Annotated in this window: 16 protein-coding genes; 9 read left to right on the top strand and 7 right to left on the bottom strand. The window is 62.5% G+C overall.

Annotated features, from left to right (window positions below):
• Positions 1 to 5: 5 nt before the first annotated feature.
• From KI235_RS02295 to KI235_RS02280, 4 genes are read right to left on the bottom strand one after another with little or no spacing between them, the layout of a single operon-like run.
• Positions 6 to 533 carry a pilus assembly protein PilP gene (locus KI235_RS02295; protein ID WP_003196979.1) on the bottom strand — a complete coding sequence of 176 codons (528 nt, stop codon included), beginning with the start codon at positions 531 to 533 and terminating at the stop codon, positions 6 to 8.
• Positions 530 to 1,153, bottom strand: a complete 624-nt coding sequence (gene pilO, locus KI235_RS02290; protein WP_003196977.1) for a type 4a pilus biogenesis protein PilO — start codon at positions 1,151 to 1,153, stop codon at positions 530 to 532. Before pilO ends, KI235_RS02295 begins: the two co-directional genes overlap by 4 nt.
• Positions 1,150 to 1,716 carry a PilN domain-containing protein gene (locus KI235_RS02285; RefSeq protein ID WP_003196975.1) on the bottom strand — a complete coding sequence of 189 codons (567 nt, stop codon included), beginning with the start codon at positions 1,714 to 1,716 and terminating at the stop codon, positions 1,150 to 1,152. The genes pilO and KI235_RS02285 overlap by 4 nt, the downstream gene beginning before the upstream one ends.
• The gene (locus KI235_RS02280; protein WP_003196973.1) at positions 1,716 to 2,780 is read right to left on the bottom strand and encodes a pilus assembly protein PilM; all 1,065 of its coding nucleotides are present in this window, start codon (positions 2,778 to 2,780) and stop codon (positions 1,716 to 1,718) included. The genes KI235_RS02285 and KI235_RS02280 overlap by 1 nt, the downstream gene beginning before the upstream one ends.
• Positions 2,781 to 2,985: 205 nt before the next feature.
• Here KI235_RS02280 and KI235_RS02275 point away from each other — a divergent pair, with 205 nt between their 5' ends.
• Positions 2,986 to 5,433 (top strand): penicillin-binding protein 1A, encoded by a 2,448-nt coding sequence (locus KI235_RS02275; protein ID WP_013692091.1) that lies wholly within the window; start codon positions 2,986 to 2,988, stop codon positions 5,431 to 5,433.
• Between the two features lie 245 nt (positions 5,434 to 5,678).
• Here the strand turns inward: KI235_RS02275 and KI235_RS02270 are convergent, their stop codons facing one another.
• The 3 genes from KI235_RS02270 to rpmE form a co-directional block, all read right to left on the bottom strand.
• Positions 5,679 to 6,947 carry a malic enzyme-like NAD(P)-binding protein gene (locus tag KI235_RS02270; RefSeq protein WP_003196970.1) on the bottom strand — a complete coding sequence of 423 codons (1,269 nt, stop codon included), beginning with the start codon at positions 6,945 to 6,947 and terminating at the stop codon, positions 5,679 to 5,681.
• 184 nt (positions 6,948 to 7,131) lie between these two features.
• On the bottom strand, positions 7,132 to 7,914 hold the full coding sequence (locus KI235_RS02265) for a thermonuclease family protein (protein WP_212795468.1): 783 nt from the start codon (positions 7,912 to 7,914) through the stop codon (positions 7,132 to 7,134).
• Positions 7,915 to 7,955: 41 nt separating this feature from the next.
• On the bottom strand, positions 7,956 to 8,180 hold the full coding sequence (rpmE, locus tag KI235_RS02260) for a 50S ribosomal protein L31 (RefSeq protein ID WP_003196965.1): 225 nt from the start codon (positions 8,178 to 8,180) through the stop codon (positions 7,956 to 7,958).
• Between the two features lie 289 nt (positions 8,181 to 8,469).
• Here rpmE and KI235_RS02255 point away from each other — a divergent pair, with 289 nt between their 5' ends.
• The 8 genes from KI235_RS02255 (at position 8,470) to phaZ (ending at position 19,124) form a co-directional block, all read left to right on the top strand.
• A complete protein-coding gene (locus KI235_RS02255) occupies positions 8,470 to 10,689 on the top strand; it encodes a primosomal protein N' (RefSeq protein WP_003196963.1) in 2,220 nt (739 codons plus the stop codon).
• 210 nt (positions 10,690 to 10,899) lie between these two features.
• Positions 10,900 to 12,636, top strand: coding sequence for an arginine--tRNA ligase (gene argS, locus KI235_RS02250; RefSeq protein WP_003196962.1), 1,737 nt, complete (start codon positions 10,900 to 10,902; stop codon positions 12,634 to 12,636).
• Between the two features lies 1 nt (position 12,637).
• Positions 12,638 to 13,333: an SPOR domain-containing protein gene (locus tag KI235_RS02245; RefSeq protein WP_003196959.1), complete on the top strand. Its 696-nt coding sequence runs from the start codon at positions 12,638 to 12,640 to the stop codon at positions 13,331 to 13,333.
• Between the two features lie 217 nt (positions 13,334 to 13,550).
• Positions 13,551 to 14,081, top strand: coding sequence for an ATP-dependent protease subunit HslV (hslV, locus tag KI235_RS02240; protein WP_003196958.1), 531 nt, complete (start codon positions 13,551 to 13,553; stop codon positions 14,079 to 14,081).
• 56 nt (positions 14,082 to 14,137) lie between these two features.
• The gene (gene hslU, locus KI235_RS02235; protein WP_003196955.1) at positions 14,138 to 15,475 is read left to right on the top strand and encodes an ATP-dependent protease ATPase subunit HslU; all 1,338 of its coding nucleotides are present in this window, start codon (positions 14,138 to 14,140) and stop codon (positions 15,473 to 15,475) included.
• A 197-nt stretch (positions 15,476 to 15,672) separates the two neighbouring features.
• Positions 15,673 to 16,050, top strand: coding sequence for a DUF971 domain-containing protein (locus KI235_RS02230; protein ID WP_003196952.1), 378 nt, complete (start codon positions 15,673 to 15,675; stop codon positions 16,048 to 16,050).
• Between the two features lie 279 nt (positions 16,051 to 16,329).
• Positions 16,330 to 18,009, top strand: a complete 1,680-nt coding sequence (gene phaC, locus KI235_RS02225) for a class II poly(R)-hydroxyalkanoic acid synthase (RefSeq protein WP_003196950.1) — start codon at positions 16,330 to 16,332, stop codon at positions 18,007 to 18,009.
• Between the two features lie 260 nt (positions 18,010 to 18,269).
• Positions 18,270 to 19,124, top strand: a complete 855-nt coding sequence (gene phaZ, locus KI235_RS02220; RefSeq protein WP_212795467.1) for a poly(3-hydroxyalkanoate) depolymerase — start codon at positions 18,270 to 18,272, stop codon at positions 19,122 to 19,124.
• The last annotated feature ends 88 nt before the right edge of the window (positions 19,125 to 19,212 follow it).

The raw sequence follows: 19,212 nt of genomic DNA, 5'->3' as shown, positions 1-19,212 counted from the left end.
TTCCACTATGAATGCTCTTTCAAAGGAATGGTCCGTGGTCGCTCCAGCCAGGCACCCTCGCCATCGGGAACGATTTCGACCACATCGACCTGGGTGGCACTGATGTTGACGATCCGCCCGTCGTTGCGTCCCAAATAGTCACCGACCTTGAGCCGGTGCACCCCGCCCGCGCCCCGCAGGAGCGCGAAGGAGCCACTGACGTTGGAGATCGTACCGACCATTTCAAACTGCTCGATGTTGAAGCCTTCCAGATACTGTTTGACCCGGTTCGGGTCGGGCCGGACGTTGCGCGAGCCCCGCTGCCGTTCGGCCTGGTCCACCCGGACCTGCCGGGAAAACGGGCTGCGCAGGTTGGCGGCACTGTAGGTAAAGGTTTCGTAGGGTCTGAACGTCGGCGTCGGCTCGATCTTGCCGGGTGGCCGCAGGCGCACTTCGTTCATGTAGGCGTCCAAATCACTGAAACCGTTGTCGTTACCGCAGCCCGCCAGCGCGACCAGGCCTGCCAGCAGGCAGATGCGACACACCGGCCTCATGGTTGCGCCTCCTGCTCGTTGTACCGGTAGGTCTTGGCCTGGATGCTCATGCGCAGCTTCGCGCCGGCCTCGGGCTCCATCGGTGCGATCTCGAAGTCGTGCAGCGTGACAATCCGCGGCAGCCCCGCCACCCCACTGACGAACGTCGCCAGGTCGTGGTAGCCGCCGGTCACGGTGATCTGGATCGGCAACTCGATGTAGAACGGCTGGGTGACCTCCGGCAGCAGCTTGATTTCCTCGAACTCCAGGCCGCTGCCCAGGCCGGTGCGAGTAATGTCCTCCAGCAGGCCCGGCACTTCGGTATCGCTGGGCAATTGCCGCAACAGCACACCAAAAGACGTTTCCATCTGCTTCATCTGCTCGGTGTAGCGCTCCAGGTTCGCGGCCATGTGGGCCTTGCCCGCGAATTGCGCCTTGAGGGTGTTTTCTTCCTCGCGCACCTGCTGCAACTGGTTCTCCAGGTCACTCAAGGCAAAGTTATAGCCCAGCCCCAGCACCAGGACCACCAGCAGGACACCCGCCAGCCATTTGATCGGCGCGGGCCAGGAACCGATGTTGTTGGTGTCCAGGTCACTGAGATCGATCTTGCGCAGTGCGTCGAACCACTCCCCCGGTTTCATTGGGCGTCCTCCGCATCGGCCGGGCGAGTCTGGCGAACCGTCAGCTGGAAGACATTGGCCTGGTCGAGCTGCCCAGCGGTGGTGGCCTTGACCTCCGTCAGGCTGGGCGTGTCGAACAGGTCCGACGAGTCCAGGTTGCGCATCAGGTCCGAGACCCGGTTGTTCGATTCCGCGGCCCCCTTGATCGAGAGCGTCCGGTCTTCCATCTTCACTTCGGTGAAATACACCCCGTCCGGCAAGGTCCGCACCAATTGGTCGAAGATGCGCCCACTGACCGGCCGGTTACCTTGCAAGTCCTGGATGATGCGCATGCGCTCCAACAATTGCTGGCGACGAGCCTTCAATTCGCTGATCTGCTTGATGCGCTCGTCCAGCACGGCGATCTGCTCGGAAAGATGGCTATTGCGAGCGACCTGGCGGTCGATGGCGCTGTCAATGTAGCGGACCGCGACCAGGACCACGCCGACCGCGCCGATCAGCGCCCCCACCAAGGCCAGCAAAAAGCGTTTACGCCGTTCTTCACGCAGCTCTTCGCGCCAGGGAAGCAGGTTGATCCGTGCCATCAGTCAAAACTCCTGAGGGCCAGCCCACAGGCAATCATCAGTGCCGGCGCATCACCGGCCAGGGCGCCGGCATTGACCTTGCTGCTCAGGGCCATGTTGGTAAACGGGTTGGCCACCTGGGTCGGCGTGCCCAGGCGCTGCTCGATCAGCCGATCCAGGCCGGCGACCGAAGCCGTGCCCCCGGCCAGCAGAATGTGGTCCACCGCACTGTACTGGCCCGAGGCGAAGAAGAACTGCAAGGACCGCGAGACCTGCTGTACCAGGGCCTCGCGAAAAGGTTGCAGCACTTCGCTGAGATAGTCGTCCGGCAGGCCACCCTGCTTCTTTGCCTGGCCAGCCTGCTCGGGTGTCAGGCCATAGCGGCGCTGGATCTCCTCGGTCAGTTGGCGGCCGCCGAACAATTGTTCGCGGGTATAGATGATGCGCCCGTTGTGCAGCACGCTGAGGGTGGTCATGGTGGCGCCGATATCGACGACCGCCACAGTCAGCCGTTCCTGGGAGGCAGCCAGTTGCGTGGCGAGCAGGCCAAAAGCACGCTCCAGCGCATAAGCCTCCACATCGACCACCCGGGCCGTCAGCCCGGCGAGCGCCAATGCGGCCTCGCGGACCTCGACGTTTTCCTTGCGGCACGCCGCCAGCAGCACTTCGACGCGCTCGGCACTGCGTGGCGAAACACCCATCACTTCGAAATCGATGGCCACCTCATCCAGGGGATAGGGGATGTATTGATCGGCCTCGATCTTGAGCTGGTTTTCCATGTCATCGTCGGACAGGCCGGCGTCCATCTCGATGGTCTTGGTGATCACCGCTGAACCCGCCACCGCCACCGCCACGCTACGCAAGGGCGTCTTGGCCTTGGCCAACAGGCGCGACAACGCCTGCCCCACCCCTTCGAGCTCGGCGATGTTCTTCTCGACCACAGCGTTGGCTGGCAACGGTTCGACCGCGTAGGACTCGACGCGGTATCGATCGCCCTGGCGGCTCAACTCCAGCAGCTTCACCGACGTCGAACTGATGTCGATCCCCAGAAGCGCATGGGCTTTTTTATTGAAGAGTCGTAGCACTACCAATTCCCTATGACTATCCGTGAGTTACGGACTCTCTAATATGCATTGCGTTCAATCACACCGGTCCGACGGACGTCCGGATGGCATTCCCGACGAAAAAAAATGCTTATAATGCCCAGCGTTTTTTTTCGCTTTGTTGCAAGCACGGGTCCATCCCTGCACCTGGCGCCTTTTTCATTCTTTGCCTGGATATCCAAAAGCCTTGATTCGTCTGCTGAAATTTTTCGGATGGTCCATCGTCGCCGTTTTCTGCGGACTGCTCTTGGGCCTGAGCGGTGCCTTTCTTTACCTTAGTCCGGGATTGCCGTCCGTGGAGGCGCTGAGAAGTATTCAGTTGCAGATTCCTTTGCGGGTGTACAGCAGCGACAACAAGTTGATCGCCGAATTTGGCGAAATGCGCCGCACGCCGATCCGTTTCGCCGACATTCCCCCCAATTTCATCAATGCGTTACTAAGTGCTGAAGACGATAACTTCGCCAATCACTACGGCGTCGACCCGGGCAGCCTGATGCGCGCCGCCAGCCAGCTGGTCAAGAGCGGGCATATCCAGTCCGGCGGCAGCACCATCACCATGCAGGTGGCCAAGAACTTCTTCCTGACCAGCGAGCGCAGCTTCTCGCGCAAGACCACCGAGATCCTCCTGGCCCTGCAAATCGAGCGGCAGCTGACCAAGGATGAAATCCTCGAGCTGTACGTGAACAAGATTTACCTGGGCAACCGCGCCTACGGCATCGAGGCGGCGGCACAGGTGTATTACGGCAAGTCGATCCGCGACGTGAGCCTGGCACAGATGGCGATGATCGCCGGACTGCCCAAGGCACCCTCGCGCTTCAACCCGCTGGCCAACCCGGCGCGCAGCAAGGAGCGTCGCGACTGGATCCTGGGGCGCATGTACAAGCTCGGCAAGATCAGCGAGGCCGACTACACCGCCGCGATCAATGAGCCGCTGAACGCCAGCTATCACGTACCGACCCCGGAAGTGAACGCCCCGTATATCGCCGAGATGGCCCGTGCCGAGATGGTCGGGCGCTATGGCAGCGACGCTTACACCGAAGGTTTCCGGGTGACCACCACGGTGCCGAGCAACTTGCAGGAAATGGCCAACACCGCGCTGCACGAGGGCCTGATGACCTACGACCAGCGCCACGGCTACCGTGGCCCTGAATCACGCCTGCCGGGCAAGACCAAGGAAGCCTGGGCCCTGGAGCTGACCAAGCAGCGCACCATCAGCAGCCTGGAGCCGGCGATTGTCACGTCGGCGGACAAGGACGGCATCAAGGTGCTGACCCGTAACGGCGAGCAGGAAGAACATGTGGCCTGGGACACCATGAAATGGGCCCGGCCGTTCCTCAATACCAACAGCATGGGCGCCAACCCACGGCAACCGTCCGACGTTGCCCAGGTCGGCGACCTGGTCCGTGTCCAGCGCCAGGCGGACAACACTCTCAAGTTCAGCCAGATCCCGGCCGCCCAGGGCGCCCTGGTGTCCCTCGACCCGCAGGACGGTGCCATCCGTTCGTTGGTGGGTGGCTTCGCCTTCGAGCAAAGCAATTACAACCGCGCGTTGCAGGCCAAGCGCCAACCGGGCTCGAGCTTCAAGCCGTTCGTCTACAGCGCCGCCCTGGATAACGGCTACACCGCCGCCAGCCTGGTGAACGACGCACCGATCGTGTTCGTCGATGAGTACCTGGACAAGGTCTGGCGACCGAAGAACGACACCAATACGTTCCTCGGCCCGATTCGCTTGCGTGAGGCGCTGTACAAATCCCGCAACCTGGTCTCGATCCGCCTGCTGCAGGCATTGGGCGTGGACCGCACCATCGACTACATCAGCAAGTTCGGCTTCAACAAGCAGGACCTGCCGCGCAACCTGTCCCTGGCCCTGGGCACCGCGACCTTGACGCCGATGGAGATCGCCACCGGCTGGAGTACGTTCGCCAACGGCGGGTACAAGATCACCCCGTACATCATCGACAAGATCGAAAGCCGCAACGGCGAGACGCTGTTCGTCGCCAACCCGCCACGCGTCCCCACGGGTGAGCAGGCCAGCGATGGCGTCGCCGCACCATCCACTGAGACGTTTACGGTCAATGCGACACCGGGCGAAGCCACCACGGCCCCGGGCCTGCCCCAGGCGCCCGCCATCGCGGAACGCATTGTCGATGGCCGCACCACTTACATCCTCAACAGCATGCTGCAGGACGTGATCAAGCTCGGCACCGGCCGTCGCGCCCTGGCCCTGGGCCGCACGGACCTGGCGGGCAAGACCGGTACCACCAACGAATCCAAGGACGCCTGGTTCTCCGGCTACAACGCCGACTACGTGACCACCGTCTGGACCGGTTTCGACCAACCCGAAAGCCTGGGTCGCCGCGAGTTCGGCGGCACCGTGGCGTTGCCGATCTGGATGAGCTACATGGGCGCCGCCCTCAAGGACAAACCGCCTCACACCCAGCCGGAACCGGAAGGCATCCTCAGCCTGCGGGTCGACCCGGTCAGTGGCCGCGCCGCTACACCGGGCACCCCGGGTGCGTACTTCGAACTGTTCAAGAGCGAAGACACGCCACCGTCGGCCAACGAGCTGGGCAACGGCGTCGCACCGGGTAGCCCGCTGCCGGCGGACGAGGCGGCGCCGATCGATCTGTTCTGACCGGGCCCCACCCCAAAAGCCCCGCCTTCGGAAGAAGTGCGGGGCTTTTTTTGGCCGCAACATCCTGTGGGAGCAGAGCTTGCTCGCGATGGCGGCAGCTCAGCTTGCATCGATGTTGAATGCCCGACCGTAATCGCGAACAAGCTCGCTCCCACAGGGATTCTGCAGTGGTCACACAAAACCGGCTGGCACAAAAAAGCCCCGACTCACAGGAGCCGGGGCTTTTTTTGAAGCGCTACAACGGCTTAGCCGTTGAACACATCATCCACGCTCTTGAGCGGGTAGTTCTTCGGATACGGCAGGGTGGCCACGCCAGTCTCGATGGCGGCCTTGGCCACGGCGTCGGAGATCAGGGTGATCAGACGGGCGTCCATTGGTTTCGGGATGATGTACTCACGACCGAATTCCAGCTTGATGCCGCCGTAGGCGTCGCACACTTCCTGAGGCACCGGCAGCTTGGCCAGTTCGCGCAGGGCGTTGGCGGCCGCGACTTTCATTTCTTCGTTGATGCGCTTGGCGCGAACGTCCAGGGCACCGCGGAAGATGAACGGGAAGCCCAGTACGTTGTTGACCTGGTTCGGGTAGTCCGAACGGCCGGTGGCCATGATCACGTCGTTACGAGTTGCGTGAGCCAGTTCCGGGGCGATTTCCGGATCCGGGTTCGAGCAAGCGAACACGATTGGGTTCGGCGCCATGCGCAGCAGGTTTTCCGCGCTCAGCAGGTTCGGACCCGACAGGCCAACAAACACGTCGGCACCGTCCAGCGCGTCCGCCAGGGAGCGCTTCTCGGTCGTGTGGGCAAACACGGCCTTGTACTGGTTCAGGTCGTCACGGCCGGAGTGGATCACGCCGGTACGGTCGACCATAAAGATGTTTTCGATCTTGGCACCCATGCTCACCAGCAACTTCATGCAGGAGATGGCCGCAGCGCCAGCGCCGAGGCAGACGATCTTGGCTTCCGGCAGGGTCTTGCCGGCGATTTCCAGGGCGTTGATCATGCCGGCCGCGGTGACGATCGCGGTGCCGTGCTGGTCATCGTGGAATACCGGAATGTCGCACTGTTCGATCAGGGCGCGCTCGATCTCGAAGCACTCTGGTGCCTTGATGTCTTCCAGGTTGATGCCGCCAAAGGTGATGGAGATGCGCTTGACGGTGTCGATGAAGGCTTGCGGGCTCTCGGAATCGACTTCGATGTCGAATACGTCGATACCGGCGAAGCGCTTGAACAGCACGCCCTTGCCTTCCATGACTGGCTTGGAAGCCAATGGGCCGAGGTTACCCAGGCCGAGAATCGCGGTGCCATCGGAAATGACTGCAACCAGGTTGCCTTTACCGGTGTATTTGTAGGCCAGTTCAGGGTCGCGAGCGATTTCGCGGACTGGTTCGGCTACGCCGGGGCTGTAGGCCAGCGACAAGTCGCGAGCAGTAGCGGTGGCCTTGGTGAGCTCGACACTCAGCTTCCCTGGACGAGGATTAGCGTGATATTCGAGAGCGGCAGTTTTCAGATCAGACATGTGGGCATTCCGCTTTTTACTGTGTTGGACAGACGGACCGCCGAGGATACGCGCCTCGCAAAGTCCCCACAAGACTGACCAGTCACTGCTGTCAAGCGCCCTGCCCTACGACTTTGGGCCAAGAGCCGCGAAACACAAGGGCCACATGCATACAATCCACTGATAAAATGTCTACAATTTTTTCTTACAAGACCGTTTGCAGCATGGCTGGATCGGTCAGCGGCAACATCCATCGCGCCTGCCCGGCCTTGTGGCCACCACGCCGGGCGCGGTCGACGACCCAGCCACGGGCCTCGATTTTTCGGCCCTTTAACCGCTTCAGGGCCGAGGCGTCGAAACGCCTCTGCACACCAGGTGCAATGTGCAAGACAACCGACCCCTGCAATTCAATCCAGATGCCACCGCGATTGCGCTGCACGTTTTCGACACGTGCGCTCATCAGCACGAAACCGGGCGCATTGATTTGCTCCGCTCGCACGACGGGCGATTTTTTCCAGAGACCGGATCCAGCTTGCCGCGCATGACGTTCGGCCACTTGCTGACAACTGACCAGGTCGACGTTCGGCGCGACCGCCACCAGAAACCCCAGCCCCTCGGCAATCAAACGCTCCTCGAGGTTCTCGCCCTGGGCGTTGTAGACATGGGCCAGCGTGCGACCGTAATCATCCCGATCATCCTTGCCAGGCAACACGCCCACTCGGCCATCGCTGGCGGCTACCAAGGCCTCGAGTCGCTGACGCGCCGCCACGACGAATGGTTCGTCGGCGCGGCCTCGCTTGCCCAGTTCCGGACTATTGAGCCCAATCATCCGAATGCGCCGGCCATCCTCCAAGTACAAGGTATCGCCATCCACCACCCGTTGCACCGCCACCTGGGGCAGGTTACCCGGCGAAGGACAGGACGCCTGGGCGCCACAGAGCCAAATCGCAGACACAAAAAAGGCGCCCACAAGGGGCGCCTTTTTCATCAGTCTGGAGCGGTCGAGACGACCATCCAAAATGATCAGCCTCAGGCTTTTGGAGTAACTTTGCCGAAAGCACCGAAACGATCGGCGAACTTCTGAACACGGCCGCCGGTATCCAGAGTCTTTTGCTTGCCGGTGTAGAACGGGTGGCATTCGTTGCAAACGTCGATCGCCAGGGCTTTGCCGTAGGTCGAACGCGTTTCGAACTTGTTGCCGCAGCTGCAGGTTACGGCAATTACTGGGTATTCCGGATGGATATCGGTTTTCATGCTGTTTTCCTCAGGCTAGCGTGCCGCCACCCAACACTATTGTTGAATACCGCACGTAATTAGGCCGCGGATTCTACCAGACAACATCAATCACGCAAGCTATGACTTGTACCAACCGTCTGCTAGGCTCCCGGCCTCAAGCACAATCCCTGTGGGAGCGAGCTTGCTCGCGATTGCGACAGCACAGTCGACATCACCGTCACTGAACCACCGCCATCGCGAGCAAGCTCGCTCCCACATTGAATCGTGCTCAGCCTTGCGAATTTGTCCGCCTATCGAGATCCCCCGCGTGCCCGACGCCATCCTGCGCCTCGCCCTGCCTTCGCCCCTGCGCCGCCTGTTCGACTACCGCGCCCCGGCCGGGGTCCTGCGCGCCCAGTTGCACCCGGGCATGCGCCTGCGGGTGCCGTTCGGCCGGCGGGAGATGATCGGTATCCTGGTGGAGGTCACCGACCACAGCGAGGTCCCGGTCGACAAGCTCAAACCAGCCCTGGCCCTGCTCGATGCCACGCCACCACTGCCCGCCGCGCTGTTCAAGTTGTGCCTGTGGACGTCCCAGTATTACCAGCACAGCCTCGGCGACACCCTGAGTTGGGCGCTGCCGGTGCTGCTGCGCCAGGGCGAACCGGCCGAGGCGCGCCAGGAGCGGTTCTGGTCGGTGGCGCCCGGCGCCTCGCTGGACGATCCACGCATCGCCCGCGCCCCGCGCCAGCGCGAGGCCTTGGCGACCCTGGCCCAACATCCCCACGGCGTGGCGCATCAATTGTTGAGCAAACTGATGCTCAGCAAGGACAGCCTCGACCTGTTGCTGGCCAAGGACCTGGTTCAGGTGGAAGTGCGCAGGCACGCCCCCGGCGCCCGCCATGAACATTGGCTGGCCCAGCCGGAACTGCCGCTCAACGCCGAACAGCGGGCCGCTTGCGAAGCGATTCGCGCAGGTTTCGACAGTTATCACGCCTTTCTGCTGGCAGGTGTCACCGGCAGCGGCAAGACCGAGGTCTACCTGCAACTGATCCGCCAGACCCTGGAGGCCGGCAAGCAGGCGCTGGTACTGATTCCGGAAATCAACCTCGGCCCACAAACCCTGGCGCGCTTCGAACAGCGCTTCAACGCCCGGATCGCCCTGGTGCACTCGGCGGTCAACGACCGCGAACGCCTGGAAGCCTGGCTCGCCGCCCGTGACGGCGAGGCCGACATCATCATCGGCACCCGGTCGGCCCTGTTCACTCCGATGAAGAACCCTGGCCTTATCATCATCGACGAAGAACACGACGGTTCTTATAAACAGCAAGAAGGCCTGCGCTATCACGCCCGCGACCTGGCATTGGTGCGCGCCCGCCAGGAAAACATCCCGATCGTCCTCGGCTCGGCCACGCCATCGCTGGAAAGCCTGCACAACGCCTATACCGGCCGCTACGGCCTGCTGCGCCTCAATGAGCGGGCCGGCGGCGCCAAGCAACCGCGTTTCCTGCGCCTGGACGTGAAAAGTCGCCCGCTGGACAGCGGTATTTCGGGACCGATGCAGCAAGCCATCGGCCAGACCCTGGCTGCAGGGCAACAGGTCCTGGTGTTCCTCAATCGCCGCGGTTTCGCTCCGACGCTGTTGTGCCACGACTGCGGCTGGATGTCCGGCTGCGAACGCTGCGATGCGCGGATGACCGTGCATCAACGCCATGGCGAGCTGCGTTGCCACCATTGTGGCCACGTCGAGCGCGTGCCAAGGCACTGCCCGCAGTGCGGCAAAGTGGACTTGCGCCCGGTCGGCGCCGGCACCGAACGCGCAGAAGAACGGCTGGGCATCCTGTTCCCCGATTACCCGGTACTGCGGGTGGATCGCGACAGCACTTCGCGCAAGGACGCGATGAACCAGTTGTTCGCCACGATCCAGAAGGGCCAGCCGTGCATCCTGGTGGGCACGCAGATGCTCGCCAAGGGACACCACTTCCCACGGGTCACGCTGGTGTCGATCCTCGACGCCGATGGCGGACTGTTTTCCGGTGACTTCCGCGCCAGCGAGCGCATGGCGCAGTTGATCGTCCAGGTCGCAGGCCGGGCCGGGCGGGCCGAGGAGCCGGGTAAAGTGATCATCCAGACCCACCTGGCCGATCACCCGTTGCTGATCCAACTGACCGAACAAGGTTATTTCGCCTTCGCCGAGCAGGCCTTGAGCGAACGCCGCAGCGCCGGCCTCCCACCTTTTGCCCACCTGGCGCTGTTGCGGGCCGAAGCCCACAAGCCGGGGCAAGCCGAAGGCTTTCTCGATGAGGCCTGCAGCGAGGCAGAGCGCTTGCTGGCGGAGCAGAACCTCACCGGCATCGAACTCTTGGGCCCGGTGCCGGCGCCGATGGAACGGCGGGCCGGGCGCTATCGCGCGCAGCTTTTATTGCAGGCCAATGCCCGGGCGCCGCTGCATCGACTGCTGAGCGCCTGGCTGCTGGTACTGGAACAGATGCCCAGCGGGCGGGCGGTGCGCTGGTCGCTGGATGTGGATCCGGTGGATTTGTATTGATTCAGACATCGTCATCGCGAGCAGGCTCGCTCCCACAGGGAATCGCATTCCAATGTGGGAGCGAGCCTGCTCGCGATGACGCTCGAATAGTCACCACACATCCCCAACCGACCCGCTACAGTTGGCAAGCCCGTCTTCGCCACGGATAATGCCCAGTTTTTCCACCAGCGCATCGAAGCGCCGCCGCGCCTGCGGTTGAAAGAGAAGACCATGAAAGACACCATTCGCCAGCTCATCCAGCAAGCCATCGCCCAACTCGTCACTGAAGGTGTGCTGCCAGAAGGCCTGTCGCCGGCGATTCAGGTCGAAAACACCCGCGACAAGACCCACGGCGACTTCGCCAGCAACATCGCGATGATGCTCGCCAAGCCGGCCGGCATGAAGCCCCGGGACCTGGCGGAGAAAATCATCGCCGCCCTGCCGACCGACGAGAACGTCAGCAAGGCCGACATTGCCGGCCCCGGGTTCATCAACTTCTTCCAGAACACACAGGCCCTGGCTTCGCGCCTGGACGCGGCCCTGGCTGACGAGCGCATTGGCGTACGCAAGGCCGGTCCGTTGCAGCGCACCGTGGTCGACCTCTCGGCCCCCAACCTGGCCAAGGAAATGCACGTCGGCCACCTGCGCTCGACCATCATCGGCGACGGCGTGGCCCGGGTCCTGGAGTTTCTCGGCGACACGGTGATCCGCCAGAACCACGTGGGCGACTGGGGCACCCAGTTCGGCATGCTGATGGCCTACCTGCAGGAAAACCCCATTACCAGCGACGAACTGTCGGACCTGGAGAACTTCTACCGCGCCGCCAAGCAACGCTTCGACGAGTCGCCCGAGTTCGCCGACCGTGCCCGGGGCCTGGTGGTCAAGCTGCAGGCCGGCGATGCCGAGTGCCTGGCGCTGTGGAGCAAGTTCAAGGACATCTCCCTGTCCCACTGCCAGAAAATCTACGAGTTGCTGAACGTCAAATTGACCATGGCCGACGTGATGGGCGAAAGCGCCTACAACGACGACCTGATCAACGTGGTCAACGACCTCAAGGCCAAGGGCATGCTGGTGGAAAGCAACGGCGCCCAGTGCGTGTTCCTCGACCAGTTCAAGACCGCCGATGGCGAGCCGCTGCCGGTGATCATCGTCAAGGCCGACGGTGGCTACCTCTACGCCACCACCGACCTGGCAGCCGTGCGCTACCGTAACAGCGTGCTCAAGGCCGATCGGGTGCTGTACTTCGTCGACCAGCGCCAGGCCCTGCACTTCCAGCAAGTGTTCGAAGTCGCGCGCCTGGCCGGTTTCGTGACCCGTCCAATGGAGATGGAGCACATGGGCTTCGGCACCATGAACGGCGCCGACGGCCGCCCGTTCAAGACCCGCGATGGCGGCACGGTGAAGCTGATAGACCTGCTGACCGAAGCCCAGGACCGCGCCTACACCCTGGTCAAGGGCAAGAACCCCGAGCTGGCCGAGGACGAACTGCGCAAGATCGCCAAGGTCGTGGGCATCGACGCGGTGAAATACGCCGACCTGTCCAAGCACCGCACCAGCGACTACAGCTTCAACTTCGACCTGATGCTCAACTTCGAAGGCAACACCGCGCCGTACCTGCTGTACGCCTACACCCGCGTGGCGGGGGTGTTCCGCAAGCTCGGCAAGAGCTTCAATGAAGTGGACGGCCAGATTGTGCTTGAGGCCCCTCACGAACAGGAGCTGGCGGCGAAGCTGGCGCAGTTCGGTGAAGTGTTGAACAACGTCGCCGACAAGGGCACGCCGCACACCCTGTGCGCCTACCTGTACGATGTCGCCGGCCTGTTCTCCAGCTTCTACGAGAACTGCCCGATCCTCAACGCGCAAACCCCAGAGCAAATGCAGAGCCGCCTGCGCCTCGCCGCGCTGACCGGGCGTACGCTCAAGCAAGGCCTGGAACTGCTGGGCCTGGAAACCCTGGAGCGCATGTAAGTTGGCCGCCAAGAAAAAACCTGCACCCAAACGCGGCGCCAGTCGTTACCAGCCTCCAGCCAAAAAACCGATTCCGGGCTGGTTGTGGATGGCCATCGGCCTGACCGTCGGCGCTTTCATTGTGTTTCTGATGAAGCTGGAGCCGGGCCAGGGCGATGACGTCAAGCGCGTCCGGCAAGAGCAGCAGAAAGCCACGCGGATCGCCGAGGCCAACAAGACCCCGCCGAGCCCGACGCAACCGGTGAAGCCGAAGTACGACTTCTACACCTTGCTGCCGGAATCGGAAGTCATCGTGCCGCCCGATGCCGTGCCGGAGAAAACCCTGCCGACGCCGCAAGTGCCCACCACGCCGGTGACCCCGGCCGAAGCGGCGAAGATCGACACCGCTCGCGCCCAGGCGGCCCTGGCCGGCATCACGCCACCGCCGGCCCCTCCGGTGCAGAAAGCCGCGCCGGTGACGAAGTTCTTCCTGCAGGCCGGTTCGTTCCGCAAGGAAGCCGACGCCGACAAGGTCCGGGCGCAGATCATTCTGCTGGGCCAGTCCGTGTCGGTGGAGTCCGGCACCGTGAAGGACGAAACCTGGTACCGGGTACTGGTCGGGCCGTTCAGCAACCGCGAGGAACTGACCAAGGCCCAGAAGCAACTGGCTGGCAGCGGTTTCAGCAATCTGTTGTTACAACAACGCCAGAGCCGCTAGGCACACCGATCGTTCCCATGCTCTGCGTGGAAATGCAGCCCGTGACGCTCCGCGTCACTGGACGCGGAGCGTCCCTTGAGGCGTTCCCACGCGGAGCATGGGAACGATCATCGGGGGGCCGCTCGTCCCCTCTGCACCCCCGCAGTTGAAAAACCCCGCGCCACCCCCATATGAGTTCCATCCGGGCATTTTCGCCCCGCTGCGTGGAGACTCTCCCTTGACCACCATCGTTTCAGTCCGCCGTCATGGCAAAGTCGTCATGGGCGGCGACGGCCAGGTTTCACTGGGCAACACCGTGATGAAAGGCAACGCGAAGAAAGTCCGCCGCCTGTATCACGGCGAAGTCATCGCCGGTTTCGCCGGGGCCACTGCCGACGCCTTCACCTTGTTCGAACGTTTCGAAGGCCAGCTTGAGAAGCACCAAGGTCATCTGGTCCGTGCCGCCGTGGAACTGGCCAAGGAATGGCGTACCGACCGCTCCCTGAGCCGCCTCGAAGCCATGCTCGCGGTCGCCAACAAGGACGCCTCCCTGATTATCACCGGCAACGGCGACGTCGTTGAGCCCGAGGATGGCCTGATCGCCATGGGTTCCGGCGGAGCCTACGCCCAGGCTGCGGCCAGCGCCCTGCTGAAAAAAACCGACCTGTCGGCCCGTGAGATCGTCGAGACAGCCCTGGGCATTGCCGGCGACATCTGCGTCTTCACCAACCACACCCAGACCATTGAGGAGCAGGACCTCGCGGAATAAGCCTGTCCAGGCGAACCACGCCACGGCCCATTCTTGCTTGAGGACCATCCATTATTATGTCCATGACTCCCCGCGAAATCGTCCACGAACTCAACCGCCATATCATCGGCCAGGACGATGCCAAGCGCGCCGTCGCCATCGCCCTGCGTAACCGCTGGCGCCGGATGCAACTGCCCGAAGAACTGCGCGTCGAAGTGACCCCCAAGAACATCCTGATGATCGGCCCGACCGGTGTCGGTAAAACCGAGATCGCCCGTCGCCTGGCCAAACTCGCCAACGCGCCGTTCATCAAGGTCGAAGCCACCAAGTTCACCGAAGTCGGCTATGTTGGCCGCGACGTCGAGTCGATCATCCGTGACCTGGCCGATGCCGCCATCAAGCTGCTGCGCGAACAGGAAATCACCAAGGTCCGCCATCGCGCCGAAGACGCCGCCGAAGAGCGCATCCTCGACGCCCTGCTGCCACCGGCGCGCATGGGCTTCAACGCCGACGCCGCCGCGACCCAGGACTCCAACACCCGTCAACTGTTCCGCAAGCGCCTGCGCGAAGGCCAGCTGGACGACAAGGAAATCGAGATCGAAGTGGCCGAAATGGCCGGCGTCGATATTTCCGCGCCGCCAGGCATGGAAGAGATGACCAACCAGCTGCAGAGCCTGTTCGCCAACATGGGCAAGGGCAAGAAGAAAAACCGCAAGCTCAAGGTCAAGGAAGCGCTGAAACTGGTGCGCGATGAGGAAGCCGGTCGCCTGGTCAACGAAGAAGAGTTGAAGGCCAAGGCGCTGGAGGCAGTCGAGCAGCATGGCATCGTGTTCATCGACGAAATCGACAAGGTCGCCAAGCGCGGCAATGTCGGCGGCGCCGATGTGTCCCGCGAAGGTGTACAACGCGACCTGCTGCCGCTGATCGAAGGCTGCACGGTCAACACCAAGCTGGGCATGGTCAAGACCGACCACATCCTGTTCATCGCCTCCGGGGCGTTCCACCTGAGCAAGCCGAGCGACCTGGTGCCGGAGCTGCAGGGTCGCCTGCCGATCCGTGTCGAGCTCAAGGCGCTGACGCCGGAAGACTTCGAGCGCATCCTCAGCGAGCCCCACGCGTCGCTGACCGAACAGTATTGCGCGCTGCTCAAGACCGAAGGCCTGAACATCGAGTTCACCCCCGAAGGCATCAAGCGTCTGGCCCAGATCGCCTGGCAGGTCAACGAGAAGACCGAGAACATCGGTGCCCGTCGCCTGCACACGCTGCTCGAACGCTTGCTCGAGGAAGTCTCGTTCAGCGCCGGCGACCTGGCCAGCGCCCACAACGAAGCGCCGATCCTCATCGACGCCGAGTACGTCAACAGTCACCTGGGCGAGCTGGCGCAGAACGAAGACCTGTCGCGGTATATCCTGTAACCCACAATTACAGGAAAACGCGGACCTGTGGGAGCGGGCTATGTGGGAGCAAGGCTTGCTCGCGATCCAGGCGCTGCGGTCCTCAAGAGACCGCGGCGTTTTCATCGCGGGCAAGCCTTGCTCCCACACAGCCCGCTCCCACATTTGACGGTGTCGTTTTATAGATCAAGATGTCCTTCCGAGACGGATCACAGGCCATGACCAAACTCCCCACCGCCATCAACCTGCACAAAGCCTCCAAGACCCTGACGCTCAAATACGCGCCGGACGAGGAGTATCACCTGCCCGCCGAGTTCCTGCGGGTGCACTCGCCTTCCGCCGAGGTCCAGGGCCACGGCAAACCCATCCTGCAATATGGCAAGCTCAACGTTGCCCTGACAAAGGTCGAACCGGCCGGCCAGTACGCACTGAAACTGACCTTCGACGACGGCCACGACAGCGGGCTGTTCACCTGGGACTATCTCTACCAGCTCGCGGTGCGTCAGGAAGACTTGTGGAACGATTATCTTGGCGAACTCAAGGCCGCCGGAAAAACCCGCGATCCGAACGAGTCCGTCGTCAAGCTGATGCTCTAGCTCAAGGGCTGGCGCTTTAGGGCGAATTTTCTAGACTCATCTGCTTGAATGCCCGCGCGGCAACGTCAATGACTGGCCTGCTTGCGAAAAAAATTAAACTCGGGTAACCAATGGAGCTGGCAAGTTCCCTGCAAAGGAACCGACAAGTTCCTGGCATACGTTTCCTCATTGGCCCTCGATGCGGAATTAACGGTCACCCGAGCAGCGTACCTGGTATTGGCTGTGTGGCTTGCGGCACACGATCCGGGTACTCGTCTGAAGGACAATGGAGCGTCGTAGATGAGCAACAAGAACAACGATGACCTGAAGTATCAAGCCTCGGAAAATACCCTGGGGTTGAATCCCGTCGTCGGCTTGCGCAGAAAAGATCTGCTGGCCTCTGCCCGCATGGTGCTGACCCAGGCCATCAAGCAACCGCTGCACAGCGTCAAGCACGTCGCCCATTTCGGCGTCGAACTCAAGAATGTCCTGTTCGGCAAATCCGAACTGCAACCGGCCGGCGACGACCGTCGCTTCGCTGACCCGGCGTGGAGCCAGAACCCCCTCTACAAACGTTACCTGCAAACCTACCTGGCGTGGCGCAAGGAGCTGCACGCCTGGATCGATGACAGCAACCTCTCGCCCGCGGACATCAGCCGCGGGCATTTCGTGATCAACCTGATGACCGAAGCCATGGCCCCGACCAACTCGGCGGCCAACCCCGCGGCAGTCAAGCGCTTCTTCGAAACCGGCGGCAAGAGCCTGTTGGATGGCCTGTCCCACCTGGCCAAGGACCTGGTGCACAACGGCGGGATGCCGAGCCAGGTCAACATGGGTGCGTTCGAGGTCGGCAAGAGCCTGGGCGTGACCGAAGGCGCCGTGGTGTTTCGCAACGACGTGCTGGAGCTGATCCACTACCGGCCCATCACCGAGCAGGTCCACGAGCGACCGCTGCTGGTGGTGCCGCCACAAATCAACAAGTTCTACGTATTCGACCTGAGCCCGGACAAGAGCCTGGCGCGCTTCTGCCTGCGCAGCAACGTGCAGACCTTCGTCATCAGTTGGCGCAACCCCACCAAGGAGCAGCGCGAGTGGGGCCTGTCGACCTACATCGAGGCGCTCAAGGAGGCGGTGGACGTGGTCACGGCCATCACCGGCAGCAAGGACATAAACATGCTCGGCGCCTGCTCGGGCGGCATCACCTGCACCGCGCTGCTGGGCCATTACGCCGCCCTCGGCGAGAAAAAGGTCAATGCGCTGACCCTGCTGGTCAGCGTGCTCGACACCACCCTGGACACCGACGTGGCGCTGTTCGTCGACGAGCAGACCCTGGAAGCGGCCAAGCGCCACTCCTACCAGGCCGGTGTACTCGAAGGTCGCGACATGGCCAAGGTGTTCGCCTGGATGCGCCCCAACGACCTGATCTGGAACTACTGGGTCAACAATTACCTGCTGGGCAACGAGCCGCCCGTGTTCGACATCCTGTTCTGGAACAACGACACCACGCGGCTGCCGGCGGCGTTCCACGGCGACCTCATCGAAATGTTCAAGAACAATCCACTGATCCGTCCCAATGCACTGGAAGTGTGCGGCACGCCCATCGATCTCAAGCAGGTCACCGCCGACATCTACTCCCTGGCCGGCACCAACGACCACATCACGCCATGGAAGTCCTGCTACAAGTCGGCGCAGCTGTTTGGCGGCAAGGTGGAGTTCGTGCTGTCGAGCAGCGGGCATATCCAGAGCATCCTCAACCCACCAGGCAACCCCAAGTCGCGCTACATGACCAGTGATGACATGCCGGCCAAGGCCGAGGACTGGCAGGAGAATTCAACCAAGCACACCGACTCCTGGTGGTTGCATTGGCAGGCCTGGCAGGCCGAGCGCTCGGGCAAACTGAAAAAAGCCCCGACCGTGCTGGGCAACAAGGCCTACCCGGCCGGTGAAGCGGCGCCCGGCACTTATGTGCATGAGCGGTAATGGATGCAACTCGTCTGGCGCGGGAGTGGGCTTGCTCACGAATACATCCCGCCAGCCGACACTGAATGCAAGGCCCACAGCGCTGGCGAACATAAAACTCATGTTCACAGCAGATCCCATGTGGGAGCGAGCTTGCTCGCGATGACGGCGGCACATTCAACACCTGTATGTGCTGACACATCGCAATCGCGAGCAAGCTCGCTCCCACAGGGGATAGGGGGAAAATGAAAGACAGCGACCCAACCCACAGGGCTTGAAGCATGCCGCAACCGTACATCTTCCGTACCGTCGATCTGGATGGCCAGACCTTGCGCACCGCGGTACGTCCCGGCAAGCCTCACTTAACGCCGCTGCTGATTTTCAACGGCATCGGCGCCAACCTCGAGCTGGTGTTCCCGTTCATCGAGGCCCTGGACCCGGATCTGGAAGTCATCGCCTTTGACGTACCCGGTGTCGGCGGTTCATCGACGCCCAACCGGCCGTATCGCTTTCCTGGCCTGGCCAAACTCACCGCGCGAATGCTCGATTACCTGGACTACGGGCAGGTCAATGTGATCGGCGTGTCCTGGGGGGGCGCCCTGGCCCAGCAGTTTGCCTATGACTACCCCGAGCGCTGCAAGAAGCTGGTGCTGGCGGCCACGGCGGCCGGGGCGGTGATGGTGCCGGGCAAACCAAAGGTGCTGTGGATGATGGCCAGCCCCCGGCGCTACATTCAACCGTCCCATGTGATGCGTATCGCACCGCTGATCTACGGCGGTTCGTTCCGTCGCGACCCGAGCCTGGCGGCCAGCCATGCGGCCAAGGTTCGTTCGGCGGGCAAGCTCGGTTATTACTGGCAACTGTTCGCCGGGCTGGGCTGGACCAGCATCCACTGGCTGCACAAGATCCACCAGCCGACCCTGGTGCTGGCCGGCGACGACGACCCGCTGATCCCGCTGATCAACATGCGCATGCTGGCCTGGCGCATTCCCAACGCCCAATTGCACATCATTGATGACGGCCATCTGTTCCTGATCACTCGGGCCGAGGCGGTGGCGCCGATCATCATGAAATTCCTGGAGGAAGAACGTCAGCGTGCGGTGATGCATCCGCACCCCTCACCACTGGGCGGCTGAAACCGCCCATTAGCGCCTGGCAGGACGCCGGACCGCGCAGCGACCCGAAACAGCGACTATGTTGTCTGGTTCGGTGTGTTTGTTTTTA

This window comes from Pseudomonas sp. St386 (genome assembly GCF_018325865.1).
In the GTDB taxonomy this organism is placed as follows: Bacteria; Pseudomonadota; Gammaproteobacteria; order Pseudomonadales; family Pseudomonadaceae; genus Aquipseudomonas; species Aquipseudomonas brassicacearum.
This window is presented reverse-complemented; position numbering and strand designations above follow the sequence as displayed.

Bases quoted from the DNA above. Each gene is read 5' to 3' on its own strand.
- KI235_RS02295 (WP_003196979.1), bottom strand. From the start codon at position 533: ATGAGGCCGGTGTGTCGCATCTGCCTGCTGGCAGGCCTGGTCGCGCTG.
- pilO (WP_003196977.1), bottom strand. From the start codon at position 1,153: ATGAAACCGGGGGAGTGGTTCGACGCACTGCGCAAGATCGATCTCAGT.
- KI235_RS02285 (WP_003196975.1), bottom strand. From the start codon at position 1,716: ATGGCACGGATCAACCTGCTTCCCTGGCGCGAAGAGCTGCGTGAAGAA.
- KI235_RS02270 (WP_003196970.1), bottom strand. From the start codon at position 6,947: ATGTCTGATCTGAAAACTGCCGCTCTCGAATATCACGCTAATCCTCGT.
- KI235_RS02265 (WP_212795468.1), bottom strand. From the start codon at position 7,914: ATGAAAAAGGCGCCCCTTGTGGGCGCCTTTTTTGTGTCTGCGATTTGG.
- rpmE (WP_003196965.1), bottom strand. From the start codon at position 8,180: ATGAAAACCGATATCCATCCGGAATACCCAGTAATTGCCGTAACCTGC.
- argS (WP_003196962.1), top strand. From the start codon at position 10,900: ATGAAAGACACCATTCGCCAGCTCATCCAGCAAGCCATCGCCCAACTC.
- hslU (WP_003196955.1), top strand. From the start codon at position 14,138: ATGTCCATGACTCCCCGCGAAATCGTCCACGAACTCAACCGCCATATC.
- KI235_RS02230 (WP_003196952.1), top strand. From the start codon at position 15,673: ATGACCAAACTCCCCACCGCCATCAACCTGCACAAAGCCTCCAAGACC.
- phaC (WP_003196950.1), top strand. From the start codon at position 16,330: ATGAGCAACAAGAACAACGATGACCTGAAGTATCAAGCCTCGGAAAAT.
- phaZ (WP_212795467.1), top strand. From the start codon at position 18,270: ATGCCGCAACCGTACATCTTCCGTACCGTCGATCTGGATGGCCAGACC.